The sequence below is a fragment of the Micrococcus cohnii genome, from assembly GCF_014205175.1.
Lineage (GTDB): Bacteria > Actinomycetota > Actinomycetes > Actinomycetales > Micrococcaceae > Micrococcus > Micrococcus cohnii.
Genome location: NZ_JACHNA010000001.1, coordinates 55,809 through 70,099, shown reverse-complemented (window position 1 = coordinate 70,099; position 14,291 = coordinate 55,809). Strand labels below are relative to the sequence as shown.

11 protein-coding genes are annotated in these 14,291 nt (G+C 72.2%); 6 read left to right on the top strand and 5 right to left on the bottom strand.

From position 1 onward, the window contains the following. The first annotated feature begins 89 nt into the window (after positions 1 to 89). Positions 90 to 629: a hypothetical protein gene (locus tag HDA30_RS10395; RefSeq protein WP_246418663.1), complete on the top strand. Its 540-nt coding sequence runs from the start codon at positions 90 to 92 to the stop codon at positions 627 to 629. Positions 630 to 824: 195 nt separating this feature from the next. Here the strand turns inward: HDA30_RS10395 and HDA30_RS00285 are convergent, their stop codons facing one another. Both HDA30_RS00285 and HDA30_RS00280 read right to left on the bottom strand, forming a co-directional pair. Continuing rightward, positions 825 to 2,849 (bottom strand): acyltransferase family protein, encoded by a 2,025-nt coding sequence (locus HDA30_RS00285; protein WP_184240738.1) that lies wholly within the window; start codon positions 2,847 to 2,849, stop codon positions 825 to 827. A 216-nt stretch (positions 2,850 to 3,065) separates the two neighbouring features. Continuing rightward, positions 3,066 to 5,147, bottom strand: coding sequence for a hypothetical protein (locus HDA30_RS00280; protein ID WP_184240737.1), 2,082 nt, complete (start codon positions 5,145 to 5,147; stop codon positions 3,066 to 3,068). Positions 5,148 to 5,360: 213 nt separating this feature from the next. On the opposite strand from HDA30_RS00280, the gene HDA30_RS00275 reads away from it, so the two are divergent. From HDA30_RS00275 to HDA30_RS00265, 3 genes are all read left to right on the top strand, one after another. Continuing rightward, positions 5,361 to 6,464 carry an alkene reductase gene (locus tag HDA30_RS00275; RefSeq protein WP_184240736.1) on the top strand — a complete coding sequence of 368 codons (1,104 nt, stop codon included), beginning with the start codon at positions 5,361 to 5,363 and terminating at the stop codon, positions 6,462 to 6,464. Between the two features lie 168 nt (positions 6,465 to 6,632). After that, positions 6,633 to 7,622, top strand: a complete 990-nt coding sequence (locus tag HDA30_RS00270) for an inositol monophosphatase family protein (RefSeq protein WP_184240735.1) — start codon at positions 6,633 to 6,635, stop codon at positions 7,620 to 7,622. A 99-nt stretch (positions 7,623 to 7,721) separates the two neighbouring features. Further along, the gene (locus HDA30_RS00265; protein ID WP_425488376.1) at positions 7,722 to 8,279 is read left to right on the top strand and encodes a pyridoxamine 5'-phosphate oxidase family protein; all 558 of its coding nucleotides are present in this window, start codon (positions 7,722 to 7,724) and stop codon (positions 8,277 to 8,279) included. Positions 8,280 to 8,356: 77 nt separating this feature from the next. Here the strand turns inward: HDA30_RS00265 and HDA30_RS00260 are convergent, their stop codons facing one another. From HDA30_RS00260 to HDA30_RS00250, 3 genes are read right to left on the bottom strand one after another with little or no spacing between them, the layout of a single operon-like run. Further along, positions 8,357 to 10,180: a thiamine pyrophosphate-binding protein gene (locus tag HDA30_RS00260; protein WP_184240734.1), complete on the bottom strand. Its 1,824-nt coding sequence runs from the start codon at positions 10,178 to 10,180 to the stop codon at positions 8,357 to 8,359. A 10-nt stretch (positions 10,181 to 10,190) separates the two neighbouring features. Further along, positions 10,191 to 11,195, bottom strand: coding sequence for an agmatinase (gene speB, locus HDA30_RS00255; protein WP_184240733.1), 1,005 nt, complete (start codon positions 11,193 to 11,195; stop codon positions 10,191 to 10,193). Positions 11,196 to 11,235: 40 nt separating this feature from the next. Further along, positions 11,236 to 11,805 carry a helix-turn-helix domain-containing protein gene (locus tag HDA30_RS00250; protein ID WP_184240732.1) on the bottom strand — a complete coding sequence of 190 codons (570 nt, stop codon included), beginning with the start codon at positions 11,803 to 11,805 and terminating at the stop codon, positions 11,236 to 11,238. Between the two features lie 212 nt (positions 11,806 to 12,017). Between HDA30_RS00250 and HDA30_RS00245 the strand changes: the two genes are divergently transcribed. Beyond that, on the top strand, positions 12,018 to 13,145 hold the full coding sequence (locus HDA30_RS00245; RefSeq protein ID WP_184240731.1) for a VIT1/CCC1 transporter family protein: 1,128 nt from the start codon (positions 12,018 to 12,020) through the stop codon (positions 13,143 to 13,145). A gap of 144 nt (positions 13,146 to 13,289) precedes the next feature. Further along, a complete protein-coding gene (locus HDA30_RS00240; RefSeq protein ID WP_158495392.1) occupies positions 13,290 to 14,075 on the top strand; it encodes a hypothetical protein in 786 nt (261 codons plus the stop codon). Positions 14,076 to 14,291 lie beyond the last annotated feature (216 nt).

Below are 14,291 nucleotides of genomic sequence, written 5' to 3'. Positions count from 1 at the left end.
GCGTCGACGTCGAACACAAACTCGACTGCCGAACCGGTCGGGGTGGTGCTGTCGACCGGGGTGTCCCGGGGCCGGTCCTCGTGGACGCGATGCCCAGCCTGGCCCTCGTGCTCGGTGCCCACCACCCGTTTCGACAGGCCGTGCCGCCCCTGGACGCGATCGCGGCGCGCCATCCGGTACCCCTGCAGCGGTGGGTGAGCGAGGCGCCCGCTCATGTGCCCGCCGCCGCTGCCCGCGCACGGCTACGTCGGGCGGCGGTGTTCGCGGATCCCCGGTCGGAGTCGGCGGGCGAGTCGCTCTCGCGCGTGCTGATCGAGGAGCTCGGGTTCGCCCCGCCGACGGCCCTGCAGCATGCGGTACGGGACGAGCGGGGGTGGCAGGTCGCACGCGTCGACTTCTGGTGGGAACGAGAACGGCTTGTGGGCGAGTTCGACGGGATCGGCAAGTACGACCTCGCCCTGCACGGGGGCGACGACGCCGCCCGGCGCCGAAGCATCCGCCGGGAGAAAGAGCGCGAGGTGGCGCTGCAGCGAGTGACGAGCGGCATCGCGCACTGGACGTGGGCGGACCTGCGGGATCCGCAGCGTCTGGCGCGGATCCTCACGGCGTTCGGGGTGCCGCGGCGGTGAGGGGTGCTGGGTGTGGTGGTGAGGGGTGCGAGGGTGAGGGATGGCACCCGTGTGGGCAGCTCCGCGCATCGCCTCTCTAAGAAATACCGACCGTTTGCAACATCGCCGACGCGATTCGCTGCGGCAATGTTGCAAACGGTCGGTCGTTTCAGAGCACCGCACGCGGGCGGGCGGATGCAGTGGGCCGGCCCCGCCTCACTCCGTCAGGACCACCCGCTCCTTCGAGGGCTCCTCACCCTCCGGGAACGCCGCCACGAGGGCCTTCGCCATGCGGTCAGCCTTGGCGATCGAACCCTCCTCGTTGTTGTGGTTCGCGTCGTCCTCGAGGAACCACTCGGGGTGCTCGGAGGCCTCGGCCGACCAGTCGTAGATCCACAGGTTGTCGTGCTTCTCGGCCGCCTGCACGAGCGCCTCGTTGAACTTCTGCACGTTCTCGTTGGCGTAGTGCTCGTTGTTGACCCACGGCATGGTCAGCGCGGTCACCCACAGGACGGGCTTGCCGTCGGCCTCGGCCATCACCGAGTCGATGCGCTTCTGCGCCCCGGAGAAATCCCCGGCCTTGGCCATGTTCGCCGCGTCGTTGAGGCCGACGTTCACCACCCAGCAGCCGTCCGCGCCGAGCTTCGACGCGTTCTCTTCCAGGGCCTCCGGTGCGTTGGTGTCCTTGCCGCCACGGTCCATGTGCTCGAGCATCGAGCGGCCGCCGAGCACGTCCTCGGTCACGTTCTCGACGCCCACCGCCTCGTACTGCGCGGTGATCCGCTTGCTCGGGTCGGAGATCTCGGTGCGCTTCTCGTCGTTGCTCGCGCCCAGAGAACTGGAGTCGCCCACGTGCACGACGTCCGTGCACTGCGTCGCCGCCGCCGTCGGCCTCACCGCGGATCGGTCCTGCGCGTTCGAGTCCGCGGATGCCTTCTGGTCCTTGCCGCGGTTCGCCTCCTGGGCGATGTCCACGACGGATTTCTGCGGCAGCGCGCTCAGGCCGACGAGCGAGGCGGCCGAGAGCGCCATGACGCCGAGCCCGCCGGCCGCGATCGCGACCAGGCCCGGAGCCCGGCGCGCCGCGGGCGTAACCTCGGCCTGCGTGGTCGGCGTGGTCTGCTGCTCCCGGCGGGCCCGGCCCGTCACGAGCGCGAGGAACCCGTGCCGACGGATCGGGTCCTCGACGAACCGCCACGAGATCTCGGCGAGCACGAGCGTCAGCCCGACGATCAGCGCACCGCGGGCGACGTCCTGGCCGTAGAGCACACGGTCGGGCAGGAACGCGACGACCGGCATGTGCCACAGGTAGATGCCGTAGCTGCGCTCGCCGATCCACCGCATCGGTCCGACGCCCAGCACCCGGCCGAACACGGACTGCGGGTGCATGAGCGGCATCAGCGCCAGGCACGTAGTGACGGTCAGCGCGGCGATGCCCCACGTGTACAGGCTGTGACTCTGCTGGTCCGTCGTCGCCACCAGCCAGAAGATCCCGGCCAGCCCGACGACGCCCACCCCGTCGAGCAGCGCGCGGACCCGGCCGCCGGTGACCGTGGCGATCCTCGCCGGGCGCCACAGCATCGCCAGGACGGCGCCCCACAGCAGACCCCCGGCGCGGGTGTCGGTGCCCTCGTAGGCGCGGGTCGGATCGGCCCCCGGATCCGCGAGCGCGGAGAGCAGCAGCATCGAACCGGCGCCGAGCACGAACGTGACGACAGCCGCCTTCTTGAACCTCCCTCGGCACAGCGTGAGCAGGCCGAGCAGCAGCAGCGGCCACACGATGTAGAACTGCTCCTCGACGGCCAACGACCACAGGTGGTCCAGCGGGCCGACGCCTTCCTGCTGCTCGAAGTAGCTCTTGCCCGAGTAGATGGTGTGCCAGTTGGCCACGTAGAACAGGGCCGCGAGCGACTCGGCGCCGATCCGTCCGAGGTTGTGCGTAGCGAGGATCGCCGTGGCCGCCAGCACCGCGGCCAGCAGCAGCACGACGGCCGGCAGCAGCCGGCGGAACCGGCGGATCCAGAAGTTCTTCAGGTCCAGGTTCCCGTGCTTCTCCCAGCGCGAGAGCAGCAGGGAGGTGATGAGGAAACCGGAGATGGTGAAGAAGACGCCGACGCCGAGCAGGCCGCCGCCCGCGAAGGGGACCCCGATGTGGTAGGCCACCACCAGGCCCACCGCGACCGCCCGCAGTCCGTCCAGCCCGGGATAGTAGGCGGCGGACGTGGTGACTGGACGAGGCACGGTTCTCTCCCTCGGGGGTCGGGGTGCCGGCACACGCTGTGCCGCAGCGCGCGGCGACCTCGAGCCTTGGGCCCAGGACACCCGCGCCGCAGAAGAGGCGCCGGTGGCGGCTCCGCGCGACGACCAGCGCCGACGGACCGACTCGGACGCGTCAGTGTCTCACACAGCCCTGGGTCGCCCGTGCGCGTGGCGGGCCGCCGACTGCGCAAGCGCGCCTCAGTCTCGAGCGGCGTCGTCGACGGTCCGCACCGCCTGCACGAGCGCCGGAACGAGCGCCCGGTCCGGAGCGTCGTAGAGCGCCGTGAACGTCGACGACGCGGGGCCCGCCTCGAGGGCGCTCAGCACGACGGACGGCGTCAGGCCCGGGCTGCCGACACCCTGCCCGGTCGCGCTCTGGCCCTGGGCGCTCGCCGCGTTGGCGGCCTCCGCCTCGCGTTCGAGTAGGGCCCGCAACCGCGCCCAGACGGACGCCTCGTCACGGTCCTGCCCCGGTGCACGACGGGCCAAGTGGTCCACGCCGGCCGCGACGATCCGCTCGGCCACCAGCAGCAGGAACGCACCCGGCACCCCGGCCTCGCGGGCGGCCTCAGCGAGCGCGGGACCCTCGTCGTCCGAGACGACCAGCTCGGCCAGGACCTGCTGCACGCGCGCGGGGTCCACCATGAGCTCGCGGACCTCGTGCTCGGCCTGCATGTCGGCCGGACGCTCGGCCTGCGGCGTGGCCGGGTGCTGCTCGGCGTCCTGCGGGGCATGGTCGGCTGCGTCAGTGCCGGTCCCCTCGGTCTCCGACTCTGCGGCCGCCTCCGTGTCCCGGCCGAGCAGCTCGTCGAGCCCGTCGGTGCGCAGCACGTGGCGGATCTCGTCGACGCCGGTGTCGAACTGCTCGCCGGCCAGCGCGAGGACCCGCTCGAGGCCCACACCGAACGCCACGATCTGCGCCGGCAGGGGCGCCATGAGCGTGAGATTCAGGAACGGTCGCGACTCGGGCCCCTGGCGCATCGCGGCCCAGGCGATCGGGACCACCTCATGCACGCGTTCGGCGGTCGCCGCGTCGTCGGGCTCACCCTCGGCCTCGCCGTCCGCGCCGAGGCCCTCGTGCAGCTGGCGCCACACGTCTTCGGGGTCGACGTCGCGGTCCTGCGCGATCAGGTGCACGTGGGCGACGCCGAGGCTGCACATCATCGTCCACAACGCGGTGGGATCACCGACGGTGGCCACACGCTTGTGCAGGGCGGAGTCGGTGAGCGCGCGCTCCGAGAGGTCGATCGCGAGGCCGTGCAGCGTCCTGAGCTTGTCCTCCTCCGGCTCGACGGGCGCACGGCCCGCGTCGAACCCGGCATGCGCACCGGCGCGCAGGCTGTGCAGGACCGTGTCGAGGTCGGTCTCGGTGCTGCCGGCCGTCGTCGCGGCGATCCTGTGCAGGAGCACGCCGAAGGTCACGGTCGCCTGGACCGGACCCATGCGGGCCAGCGCGGCAGCGTAGTACTCGCTGTCCGGGCCGTTCTCGACCGCGAGCAGCGCCCGGTGCGCGTCGTCCGCAGCCTGCTCGGCCAACGCGAGCTGCCGCAACCGCTGCTCGGCCGGCCCCGCCGACCCGTCGCCGTCGGGCGTGTCGCCACCCGCCGCGCCGTCGGCGCCGGAGACGGCCGTGGCGGCCTCGGTGTCGTCCGGATCGGGGGCGAGCGCCTCGAGTGTGCTGACCTGCACCTGCCGGAACACCTCGCGCGGGGTGAGGCCGAGTGCGGCGGCAAGGTCGTGCACCAGTCCAGCGCCCATCCGGCACAGCACCGCGATCACGGGGGCGTCCCGGTCCGGCCGCTCGTCCTCGCCGGTGCGCTCGAGCCAGCCGTGCGGGTCCTCGGCGATCTCGACGGCCAGGCGCACGACGGCCTCGTCCGGCTGCGGCGCCTGCAGCTGCGGGCGCAGCTCGATGAGGCGGTCCACCACGGCCGAGACCTTCCCGTTGGCGATCCCGCCGCCGATGAACCCCGGCGCATGCCGCTCGCCACGGCGCAGGAACGTCACGACGGTGCCCAGCTGCGCCAGCGACGCCGTCGCGATGCCGTTCTCGCCGACCTCGTCGATGTGCGCCAGATAATCCGGATCTTCTCCCGTCAGCTCCTGCACGGCGCTCAGGCCAGACTCGATCCGCTCGTCATAGGGCGGCTGCGGGGCCGCGGTAGCAGCATCAGTCGCAGCCTCGGCGGCGCCGTCCGTCAGCTCCGCGAGCGCCTCGCGCAGGGCGCGCACCGCCTCGATGCGCTGCGCGGTGACGGACTCGTGATCGGCGGTGCTCATGCGGGCCTCCCAGGCGACGACTGCGGGTGCGTCCTGCCATCCTCTCGCACCCGCGGCTCCGGCGCGTCGTCGGAGGCCTCGTCCGATCCGTGGAATAGCCGCGGTCTGCCTCCGGTTGCCCCTGCTCGAGAACGCGCCGTCTCACCCTGAGCACACGACGCCGCCCGAGACCGCCTCAGACGCCCGGAGACCGCCGGAGAACGGAGACCCGCCATGAGCACCGAGACCCCCGAGAACACGACCGACCCCCTGTTCACTCCTGTCCGCTTCGGTGCGGTTCAGGCGGCGAACCGCGTCATCATGGCGCCGCTGACCCGACTGCGGGCCGAGCAGGACGGCACCCCCAACGACCTCATGGTCGAGTACTACCGCCAGCGCGCGGACACCGGCATGATCGTCACCGAGGGCACGTGGCCGGTCCGCGAAGGACGCACCTGGTACGGGCAGCCGGGCATCGAGACGGCCGAGCACGTCGCCGGGTGGCGCCGCGTCACCGACGCCGTGCACGCCGAGGGCGGGACGATCGCCCTGCAGATCATGCACGGCGGGCGCATCTCCCACCCCGAAATCACGGGCACCGGGCGCGTCGTGGGCGCCAGCCCGGTGGCGGCACCGCAGCCGGTGCGCATCGCCGAAGGCAAGGTCGACGCCCCCGTGCCGCACGAGCTGAGCGAGCAGGAGATCGGCGAGGTCGTGCAGCAGTTCGCCGACGCGGCCCGCCGTGCGGTCGAGGCCGGCTTCGACGCGGTGCAGATCCACGGCGCCAACGGCTACCTGCTGCAGCAGTTCTTCGCGCCGTCGTCGAACCACCGCACCGACCGCTACGGCGGCACGCCCGAGAACCGGGCCCGCTTCGCAAGCGAGGTGACGCGCACCGTCGCCGAGGCCGTCGGCCCCGAGCGCACCGGCATCCGCCTGTCCCCGCAGCACAATGTGCAGGGCGCCGAGGAGCCGGACCGGGATGAGGCCGCGGCCGTCTACGCCGCGTGGGCCGATGCCGTGGCGGACCTGCCGCTGTCCCACGTGGACGTGCTGCACATCGACCCCGCCGACGAGATCGTCCAGTCGATCCGCCGTACGACCGGGGCCCCTCTGATCGCCAACTCGAGCTTCGCCGTGCCCACGACCCGCGAGGACTCAGCGCACCTCGTCGCGGACGGACTGGCCGAGGCGGTGGGCGTCGGTCGGCCGGTCATCGCGAACCCGGACCTGGCCCGGCGTTGGCGAGAGGGCGCGGCCGAGAACGAGCCGGACCCGACGACCTTCTACGTCGGCGGGGCCACCGGATACACCGACTACCCGGCGCTGTCGGACTGAGCGTGACGCGCGTCAGGGCGCGCGGGGCAGGCGGCGCTCCCCTCCTCCCCGGCCGCCGCCTTCCGGGTTGAGTTGTGACGCCCTCCAGGGTTCCCGGGGGTCATAAGTCAACCCGGACGTAGGGCGTCAGGGGGCCAGAGCGCCGCCGAGCGCCGCTACGCTGACCGCATGGCCGACACGCATCGTCCACCCGCGCACGACTCCGCCGCCGCGCACGACTCCACCGTCGCCCACGGGACCGCCCCTCGCACCACGCCGGGCACCACAGCGCCGGGAGGCGGACCGGGCTCGGGGCTCGGGCCGAGCCTGGAGATCGCACCGAGCCCGGGCCGACTGCGCCGCATCGCCCTCGACGCCGCCCGCGCCGTCGCCCCGGCCCTGGCTGAGGCGTTCCGCACCTCCGGCGCCGCCTCCGAGGCCAAGACCAGCCGACACGACCTCGTCACCATCCACGACACCGCCACCGAACGCGCGCTCATCGAGATGGTGACGGCCGCCGTCCCCGGCTCAAGCGTGCTCGGCGAGGAGACCGGCGCGTCATCGCCCCAGGGCGCCTCCCGCGTGCTGTGGATCGTCGACCCGATCGACGGCACCTCGAACTTCTCCCATGGCTTCGCGATGTTCTCGGTCTCAATCGCCGCGGAGGTCGACGGCGAGGTCGTCGCCGCAGTGGTGCTCGACCCGGCCAACGGCCTGGAGTTCTCGGCCGACGACACGGGCGCCTGGCTCGGTGACCGCCCCCTCCACGAGATCGCCCGACCACGACCGAGCACGGACGAGCGACACCTGAACGTCGTCACCTCGTACCCGGCCGCAGAGGCCGTGGCGCATGAGGGAACCGCCGCGCTCGACCGCTTCGGCCGGCTGGTGACGACCTATGCGACGGTCCGACGGGTCGTCTCCGGTGCTCTCGAGCTGTGCCACGCGGCGGCCGGCTGGGCCGACGTCGTACTCGGCGTGGACACGAATCCGTGGGATGTGGCCGCCGCGCAGCTGATCCTGACCCGGGCCGGCGGACGGTACATCCCGCTCGGCGGCCGGACGGGCGACACCACCGCGGCGCCCCACCGAGCTCCGCACTACGTTGGGCTGGCCCCGGGTCGTTCGGCGCCGACGGTCGAGACGATCGCCCGGCAGATCGTGGCCGCTCGCCGCTGAACCCACCGGTCAGCACGGGCCAGCACGAGCACGGGCCAGCACGAGCGCCGACCCCGATAGGGTGAGATTCACGTCACCCATCACTCAGGAGGCCCCGCCATGACCGACTCACCGACCACCCGCGCCCCTGGCATGATGCGCTCCGCCGCCCCGTCCGGCGCGACCGTCCCGTCTGCCGCGACCACCCCGTCCGGCCCGTCGATGTTCCCGCACCCCGACGGCGAGGCGGCGCTCGTGCTCGACGAGGACCAGTGCTGGCGCCTGCTCGAGCACACCCATCACGCCCGGCTGGGGCTGGCCGTCGGCGGGCAGCCGGACATCGTGCCGGTGAACATCGCCGCGCACGAGGGCGCCCTGTACTTCCGCACGGCCCCGGGCTCGAAGCTGGCCGGGCTGACCGTGAACCCGGCCGTCGTGGTGCAGGCCGACGGGATCCTCTCCGACCAGGCGTGGTCCGTGATCGCCCGGGGCACCGCCCGCCGCCTTGAGTCCAGCGACGAGATCGCCGAGGCCGAATCGCTGGGGATCGCCCCGTGGGTGCCCTCGGTCAAGGACTTCTACGTGCGGGTCGAGGTGGAGCAGGTCTCGGGTCGGCACTTCTTGTTCGGCTCACACCCCGAGCGCGACGAGGAGCAGACGCCGCCCGCCCAGCCCTGAGCAACCCGGCTCTGAGCCGCGGCCTCTGCGCCCTGAGCCCTGAGCCCTGAGCAACCAGGCCCAGAGCCCTGGCCCGTTCACACCTGCGGCGCGAGCCCCAGGTGGCTGGGCGCCCACATCGCGAGCTTCGTCTGCACCACCACGACGTTCGGCCCTTCGGCCTCGAAGCCGCGCCGCAGCGCCTCGGCCACGTCCTCCACGCCCACGGTTTCGGCGGGGACGCCGAACGACTCGGCGAGCCGCTGGAAGTCCGGCCGGTCCAGCTCGGTGGCCGTCGCCTGGCCGAAGGCGCCCTCCATGTACTCTCGAAGGATCCCGTAGCCGCCGTCGTCGATGATCAGCCAGGTCACCGCGGCGTCGTGCTGTTTCGCGGCGGCCAGCTCGGCGAGCGAGTACATCGCGGACCCGTCCCCGGCGACGGCCAGAACGCGCTTGTCGCGCCCCGTCCGCCCCTGCGCGGCCAGGCCCAGGGCGCCACCCACGGCGGCCGGGAACCCGTAGCCGAGTCCGCCGGCGCCCTGAGCCGAGTGGAACTGGCCGTCTTTCGCGTCCCAGCAGTTCCAGCCCCAGTAGGCGGCGATCGTCATGTCCCAGTAGGTCTGCATGTCAGCGGGCACGGCCTCGCGGATGTCCGCCATGAATCGGCGCTCGACGGCCAGGTCCTGCGCGTCGAGCCGCGCGGCCACCCGGGCGTTCACCTCGGCCACGGTGTCCGCGGCGGTCCGTCCGTGCCAGCGTGCCTCCGACTCGGCGACGGCCGGCACGGCCAGCGAGGCGTCCAGCGGCGCGGTGCCCAGGACGGTCAGGCCTCTGCCCGTCGGATCGAGCTCGAGCGCCTGGCCGCGCAGCCCCGCGGCGAGTGCGGTCAGGGCGGCTCCGGCGTCCGCTCGGATGCCTAGCGTCGGATGGTTGGTCTCGAGCACGCGCGGCTCGGCGTCGATCTGGATCAAGCGCCCGCGCGGCTCCAGCGTGAAGTAGTTCGAGGTGACCTCGCCCAGGGATGAGCCGACGACGAGCAGCACCTCGGCGTCCTGGAGCAGCTCGGTGACGTAACGGTCCTCCACCCAGGACCCGAGGGAGAGCGGGTGGTCCCAGGGCAGTGCGGTGTTGCCGCCGGGCGAGCAGACGACGGGGGCCTGCAGGTGCTCGGCCACCTCACGCAGCATGCGCGTGGCGGTCTCGCCCGAGCGACGCACACCGCCGCCGGCCACGATGGCCACGCGCTGCGCATCGCGGATCCACCGCACGGACTGGTCGATCAGCTCGGCCCGGGGAGGGTGGTCGTAGGCCACTGCGAGCGCGTCCTTGACCGGCGGCACCTGCACCTCCCCGAGCAGCACATCCTGCGGAATCTCAACCCAGACGGGGCCCTGCGGCACGGTGATCGCCTCGGCCCACGCGTCCTGGATGGCCGAGGGGATGCCGGAGGCATGGTGCACGGTGTGCTGGGCCTTCGTGACGTTCCGCGCGGAGGCCTTCTGATCGTCGAGCTGGTGGATCATGCCCTTGCGGCGGGCGCCGAGCCCGGAGAGCGGGATCTGAGAGGCGATGACGACCATCGGCACGGCGCTCGCGTAGGCCTCCTGCAGGCCGGCCAGCGAGGTGAGGGCACCCGGGCCGGTGGAGAGGAACAGCACTCCGACCTCGCCGGTGGCGCGGGAGTAGCCGTCGGCGGCGAACGCGGCGTTGTTCTCGACCCGGTTGGAGACGAATTCCAGCGGGGAACGGTTGAGGGCGTCGAACAGGCCCAGTGCGTGCTGGCCGGGGATGCCGAACACGGTGCGGGCGCCGAGCCCGTAGAGGGTCTCGACGGCCAGGTCGCCGCCGTTGCGGGTGGTCGCGGCGGGCTCAGCTCCCGGGCCGGCGGCGTCGGCGGTCTTCTCGAGGTTCTCGGTGCTCATGGTGGGCTCCTCAGCTCTCGGCCTGGGCGCGTTGGGCCCGCAGGTCGGCCATCAGGGTGATCAAGTCGTAGGCGACGTGGGAGGCGGCGACGCCGGTCAGCTCGGCGTGGTCGTAGGCCGGGGCGACCTCGACGAGGTCCGCGCCGACAAGGTTCATGCCGCGCAGTCCGCGCAGGATCTCCAGCAGCTCGCGGCTGGTCAGGCCGCCAGCCTCGGGGGTGCCGGTGCCCGGCGCATGGGCCGGGTCGAGCACGTCGATGTCCACCGAGATGTACAGCGGGCGGTTCCCGATGCGCTGGCGCAGCCGGTCGACGATCTCGTCGACGCCCTGGCGGAACACGTCGGAGCTGGTGACGATGCCGAAGCCCATGCGGTGGTCCTCGTCGAGGTCCTTCTTGCCATACAGGGGGCCGCGGGTGCCGACGTGGCAGATCGCCTCGGTGTCGAGGAGGCCTTCCTCGACGGCGCGGCGGAACGGGGTGCCGTGGGTGTACTCGGCGCCGAAGTAGGTGTCCCAGGTGTCCAGGTGGGCGTCGAAGTGCAGCAGTGCGACGGGTTCGCCGGCGCGAGCCGTGGCGGCGCGCAGCAGCGGCAGGGCGATGGTGTGGTCGCCGCCGATCGTCATCAGGGAGGCGCCGTCCTCGGTGAGGTCCATGGCGTCCTGCTGGACCATCTCGATGGCCTCGTTGAGGTTGAACGGGTTGACGGCCATGTCGCCGGCGTCGACGACCTGCGCCTGCGCGAACGGGGAGGTGTCGGTGGCAGGGTTGTAGGGGCGCAGCAGGCGCGAGGACTGGCGGACGTGGCCGGAGCCGAAGCGGGCGCCGGGGCGGTAGGAGACGCCGGCGTCGAAGGGGACACCGATGACCTTGATGTCCGCGGTGCCACCGGTCGCGGCGACCTCGTCGAGGCGCGGCAGCAGGGCGTAGGTGGGGGCGCCGCCGTAGCGGGGCACGAGCGCGGAGTTCACGGGGCCGATATGGCCGTTCTCCTCGACGCGAGGGATGTTCAGCATCTGTTGCCTCCTGAGTGTGGGTGGGCTGGGGGGTGAGGGCTCAGGTGCCGCCGGCGAGGGTCCAGAGCACGACGGTGGTCTGGTCGCCGGGGTTGGCCCAGGTGTGGGGCTCGTCGCCAGCGAAGGTGACGGTGTCCGCGGGGCCGAGGGCGTGGACGCCGCCGGCGGTGTGCAGCTCGAGGCGGCCGGTGACGACGTGGACGGCTTCGACGGCGCAGTCCACGGTGTACAGCTCTGGCTCACCGCGGCCGTGCGGGGCGATCTCGGCGCGGATGATCTGCAGATCGCGGCGCCCGCGCGGGGTGACGAGCCGTTCGGCGATGCCCTCGCCACCGAGGTTCACGCTGGGCGCGTCGTCCCAGCCGATGACGGTGACGTCGGGGGCGTCGAGGATCTGCCCGGGGCTCACGCCGAGCACCTGGCAGAGGCTGATGAGGGTCGCCACCGACGGGCTGGTGAGATCGCGCTCCAGCCGCGAGAGGAAGCCCTTCGAGACGCCGGTCGCCTCGGCGAGCTGGGAAATCGTGACGCGACGGCGCTCGCGCAGGGCCCGCAGGCGCCGGCCGATCTGCGGGTCGGCGGCGGCCGGCTCGATGGGCAGGGCCTTCATGGGCGTCTCCTCTCCCCCGTCGCGTCGATGTGCCAGCCCCACCGGACGGGCAGTGTCCATCGTCACTCCGAATTGCACAGTAGACAACCCTCGTTTACCTCCACGGTTCATATTGGACTCTGCCGCATCGGCTCCACGACACCCCGCCGACTAGACTGACCCCCGTCCCGCGCGGCGCCCCGCACGGGCCCCGTCTCGTTCGCAGGAGTCTCGTGACGTCCCGTCCCGCCTCGTCCACACACCCGGGCCCCACGCCGGAGCAGGTGCGCCGCTGGCGCCGCTACCTGGCCGACGAGATCGCCGAGGGCGAGGTCTACCGGCAGATCGCCGCCCGCCGCTCGGGCGCGGAGCGGCAGATCCTGCTCGGCCTGGCCGACGCCGAGCGTCGGCACGAGATGCACTGGCGCCGCCTGCTCGGCGACGAGCGGTCCCGGAATCTGCCGCGCCCGTCGCTGCACCGGATGCTGCTGCGCTGGCTGGCCCGCGTCTTCGGCTCGGTGTTCGTGCTGGCACTGGCCCAGCGGGCCGAGTCGGACAGCCCCTACGCGAAGGACTCGGACGTCCCGGAGGGCATGGTCGCTGATGAGGCGATCCACGAGGAGGTCGTACGCGGCCTGGCCGCACGCGGCCGTGAACAGCTGGCGGGGAACTTCCGTGCGGCCGTGTTCGGCATGAACGACGGGCTCGTCTCGAACCTGGCGCTGGTGATGGGCATCGGGGCGACGGGCGTGGCGCCGTCGGTGGTGCTGTTCACCGGCATCGCGGGTCTGCTGGCCGGGGCCCTGTCCATGGCGGCGGGCGAGTACGTCTCGGTGCGATCCCAGCGAGAGCTGCTCGAGGCCTCGTCCCCGACGCAGGTGACGCTCGAGGCCGCCGAGCATCTGGACATCGACGCGAACGAGCTCGAGCTGGTGTACCTGGCTCGCGGCATGGAACCGGAGGACGCTCGCCACCGGGCGATGGAGCGGCTGGGATACCTGGACTGCGACTGCAAACCGCAGTTCTCCGCGCGGCCGGACGGCTCACAGGGCCCGGTCGACCACTCCGAGGACTACGCCGAGATCGGTTCGGCGTGGACGGCCGCGCTGTCGAGTTTCTGCTTCTTCGCCGCGGGCGCGGTCGTGCCGATCCTGCCGTTCCTGGTCGGCTTGTCGGGCCTGTGGGCCCTGGTGCCGGCGCTCGCGCTGGTGGGGGCGGCACTGATGTTCACCGGCGGCGTGGTGGGGCTGCTCTCGGGGGCCTCGCCGCTCTCGCGCGGGCTGCGCCAGCTGGCCATCGGCTTCGGGGCGGCGGCGGTCACCTTCGCCCTCGGGCGGCTCTTCGGCGCCGACGTGAGCTGAAGCACCTCCTGTCAAAACCCTATGGAAGACTGTTACCATCATGTGCTGTTGGGGGAGGTCGCGCACACCCTCCTCTCGCCAAGCACCACCGTCACTCGTGCCGGCGCGGGCCGACGCACGTCTTCCGCCTGAAGGAGCATCACCATGACTCAGAACGTCACCGCGGGCCCGTCCCGCCGCACCGTCGCACAGGGCCTCGCCTGGTCCGTCCCGGCCGTCGCCGCGGCCACCGCCGCCCCGGCCTTCGCGAACTCCACCGTCTACCCGTCCGGCTGCCAGGCCGTGACCTCCACCTTGGATTGGTCACGCGCCGAGCCCGCCAGCACGGCCGGCTGGCTGCGCGTGCCGGTGACGTTCCCGGGCATCGGCGAGGTGTGGTTCCAGGTGGAGAACATGGGCTCGTTCGACGCGAACCGCGACCAGGTGGAGACCACCCTCAGCGTGAGCGGCAACCAGCTGGTGGTGGAGCGCCCCGCCGGCCGCGACTACTCGGGCTTCCGCATCGTGCCGGAGGGTGAGTTCGCCTACGATCCCCGCTTCTCGCTGAACGGCGGCTCGATGGTCATCCGGGACATCGACCGCATGGAGGCCGTCGCGCCGGAGGACCCGTACAACGGCGAGGGCTCCGGCACGATCCTCGAGGGCGACCTGCAGTGGGACTCGGTGGTCCTGGGCTCCGACGGCTCCTACCAGGACGTGTACTACGCCACCGGTGGCGCCCCGGGCGCCGTCGAGCTCAGCTGGAACGCCGGCGGCCCGGCGGGCTCGCTGTCCGAGACGTGGATCGAGTCCATCAACGTGGCTTTCCTCAACGACGACTTCTCCGATCCGTCGATCACGGTGGATCCGGTCCAGATCACGCTGTGGATGGATCCGAACAACGTGGACGCCTGCGGCGACGACGGCACGAAGCCGTACCGCGCCCGCTGACGTGACGCGTGCGGGAAGGCCGCCGGGTGCGGACCGCTCCGCGCTCGACGGCCTTGCGCCCATCACAATCACGTGAACATCTCAGAAATTCAATCAATCAACTAGTCAGCTTCTACACAGCTGTTCTAGTCTGGACGACGGCGCGCCACCCGGCGTGACCACGAGGGCGATCCGTCATGTGCATGACGACACATGACCGCTTCGCCTCCCGGCGAT

Bases quoted from the DNA above. Each gene is read 5' to 3' on its own strand.
- HDA30_RS00280 (WP_184240737.1), bottom strand. From the start codon at position 5,147: ATGAGCACCGCCGATCACGAGTCCGTCACCGCGCAGCGCATCGAGGCG.
- HDA30_RS00275 (WP_184240736.1), top strand. From the start codon at position 5,361: ATGAGCACCGAGACCCCCGAGAACACGACCGACCCCCTGTTCACTCCT.
- HDA30_RS00260 (WP_184240734.1), bottom strand. From the start codon at position 10,180: ATGAGCACCGAGAACCTCGAGAAGACCGCCGACGCCGCCGGCCCGGGA.
- speB (WP_184240733.1), bottom strand. From the start codon at position 11,195: ATGCTGAACATCCCTCGCGTCGAGGAGAACGGCCATATCGGCCCCGTG.
- HDA30_RS00250 (WP_184240732.1), bottom strand. From the start codon at position 11,805: ATGAAGGCCCTGCCCATCGAGCCGGCCGCCGCCGACCCGCAGATCGGC.
- HDA30_RS10395 (WP_246418663.1), top strand. From the start codon at position 90: ATGCCCAGCCTGGCCCTCGTGCTCGGTGCCCACCACCCGTTTCGACAG.
- HDA30_RS00265 (WP_425488376.1), top strand. From the start codon at position 7,722: ATGACCGACTCACCGACCACCCGCGCCCCTGGCATGATGCGCTCCGCC.
- HDA30_RS00270 (WP_184240735.1), top strand. From the start codon at position 6,633: ATGGCCGACACGCATCGTCCACCCGCGCACGACTCCGCCGCCGCGCAC.
- HDA30_RS00240 (WP_158495392.1), top strand. From the start codon at position 13,290: ATGACTCAGAACGTCACCGCGGGCCCGTCCCGCCGCACCGTCGCACAG.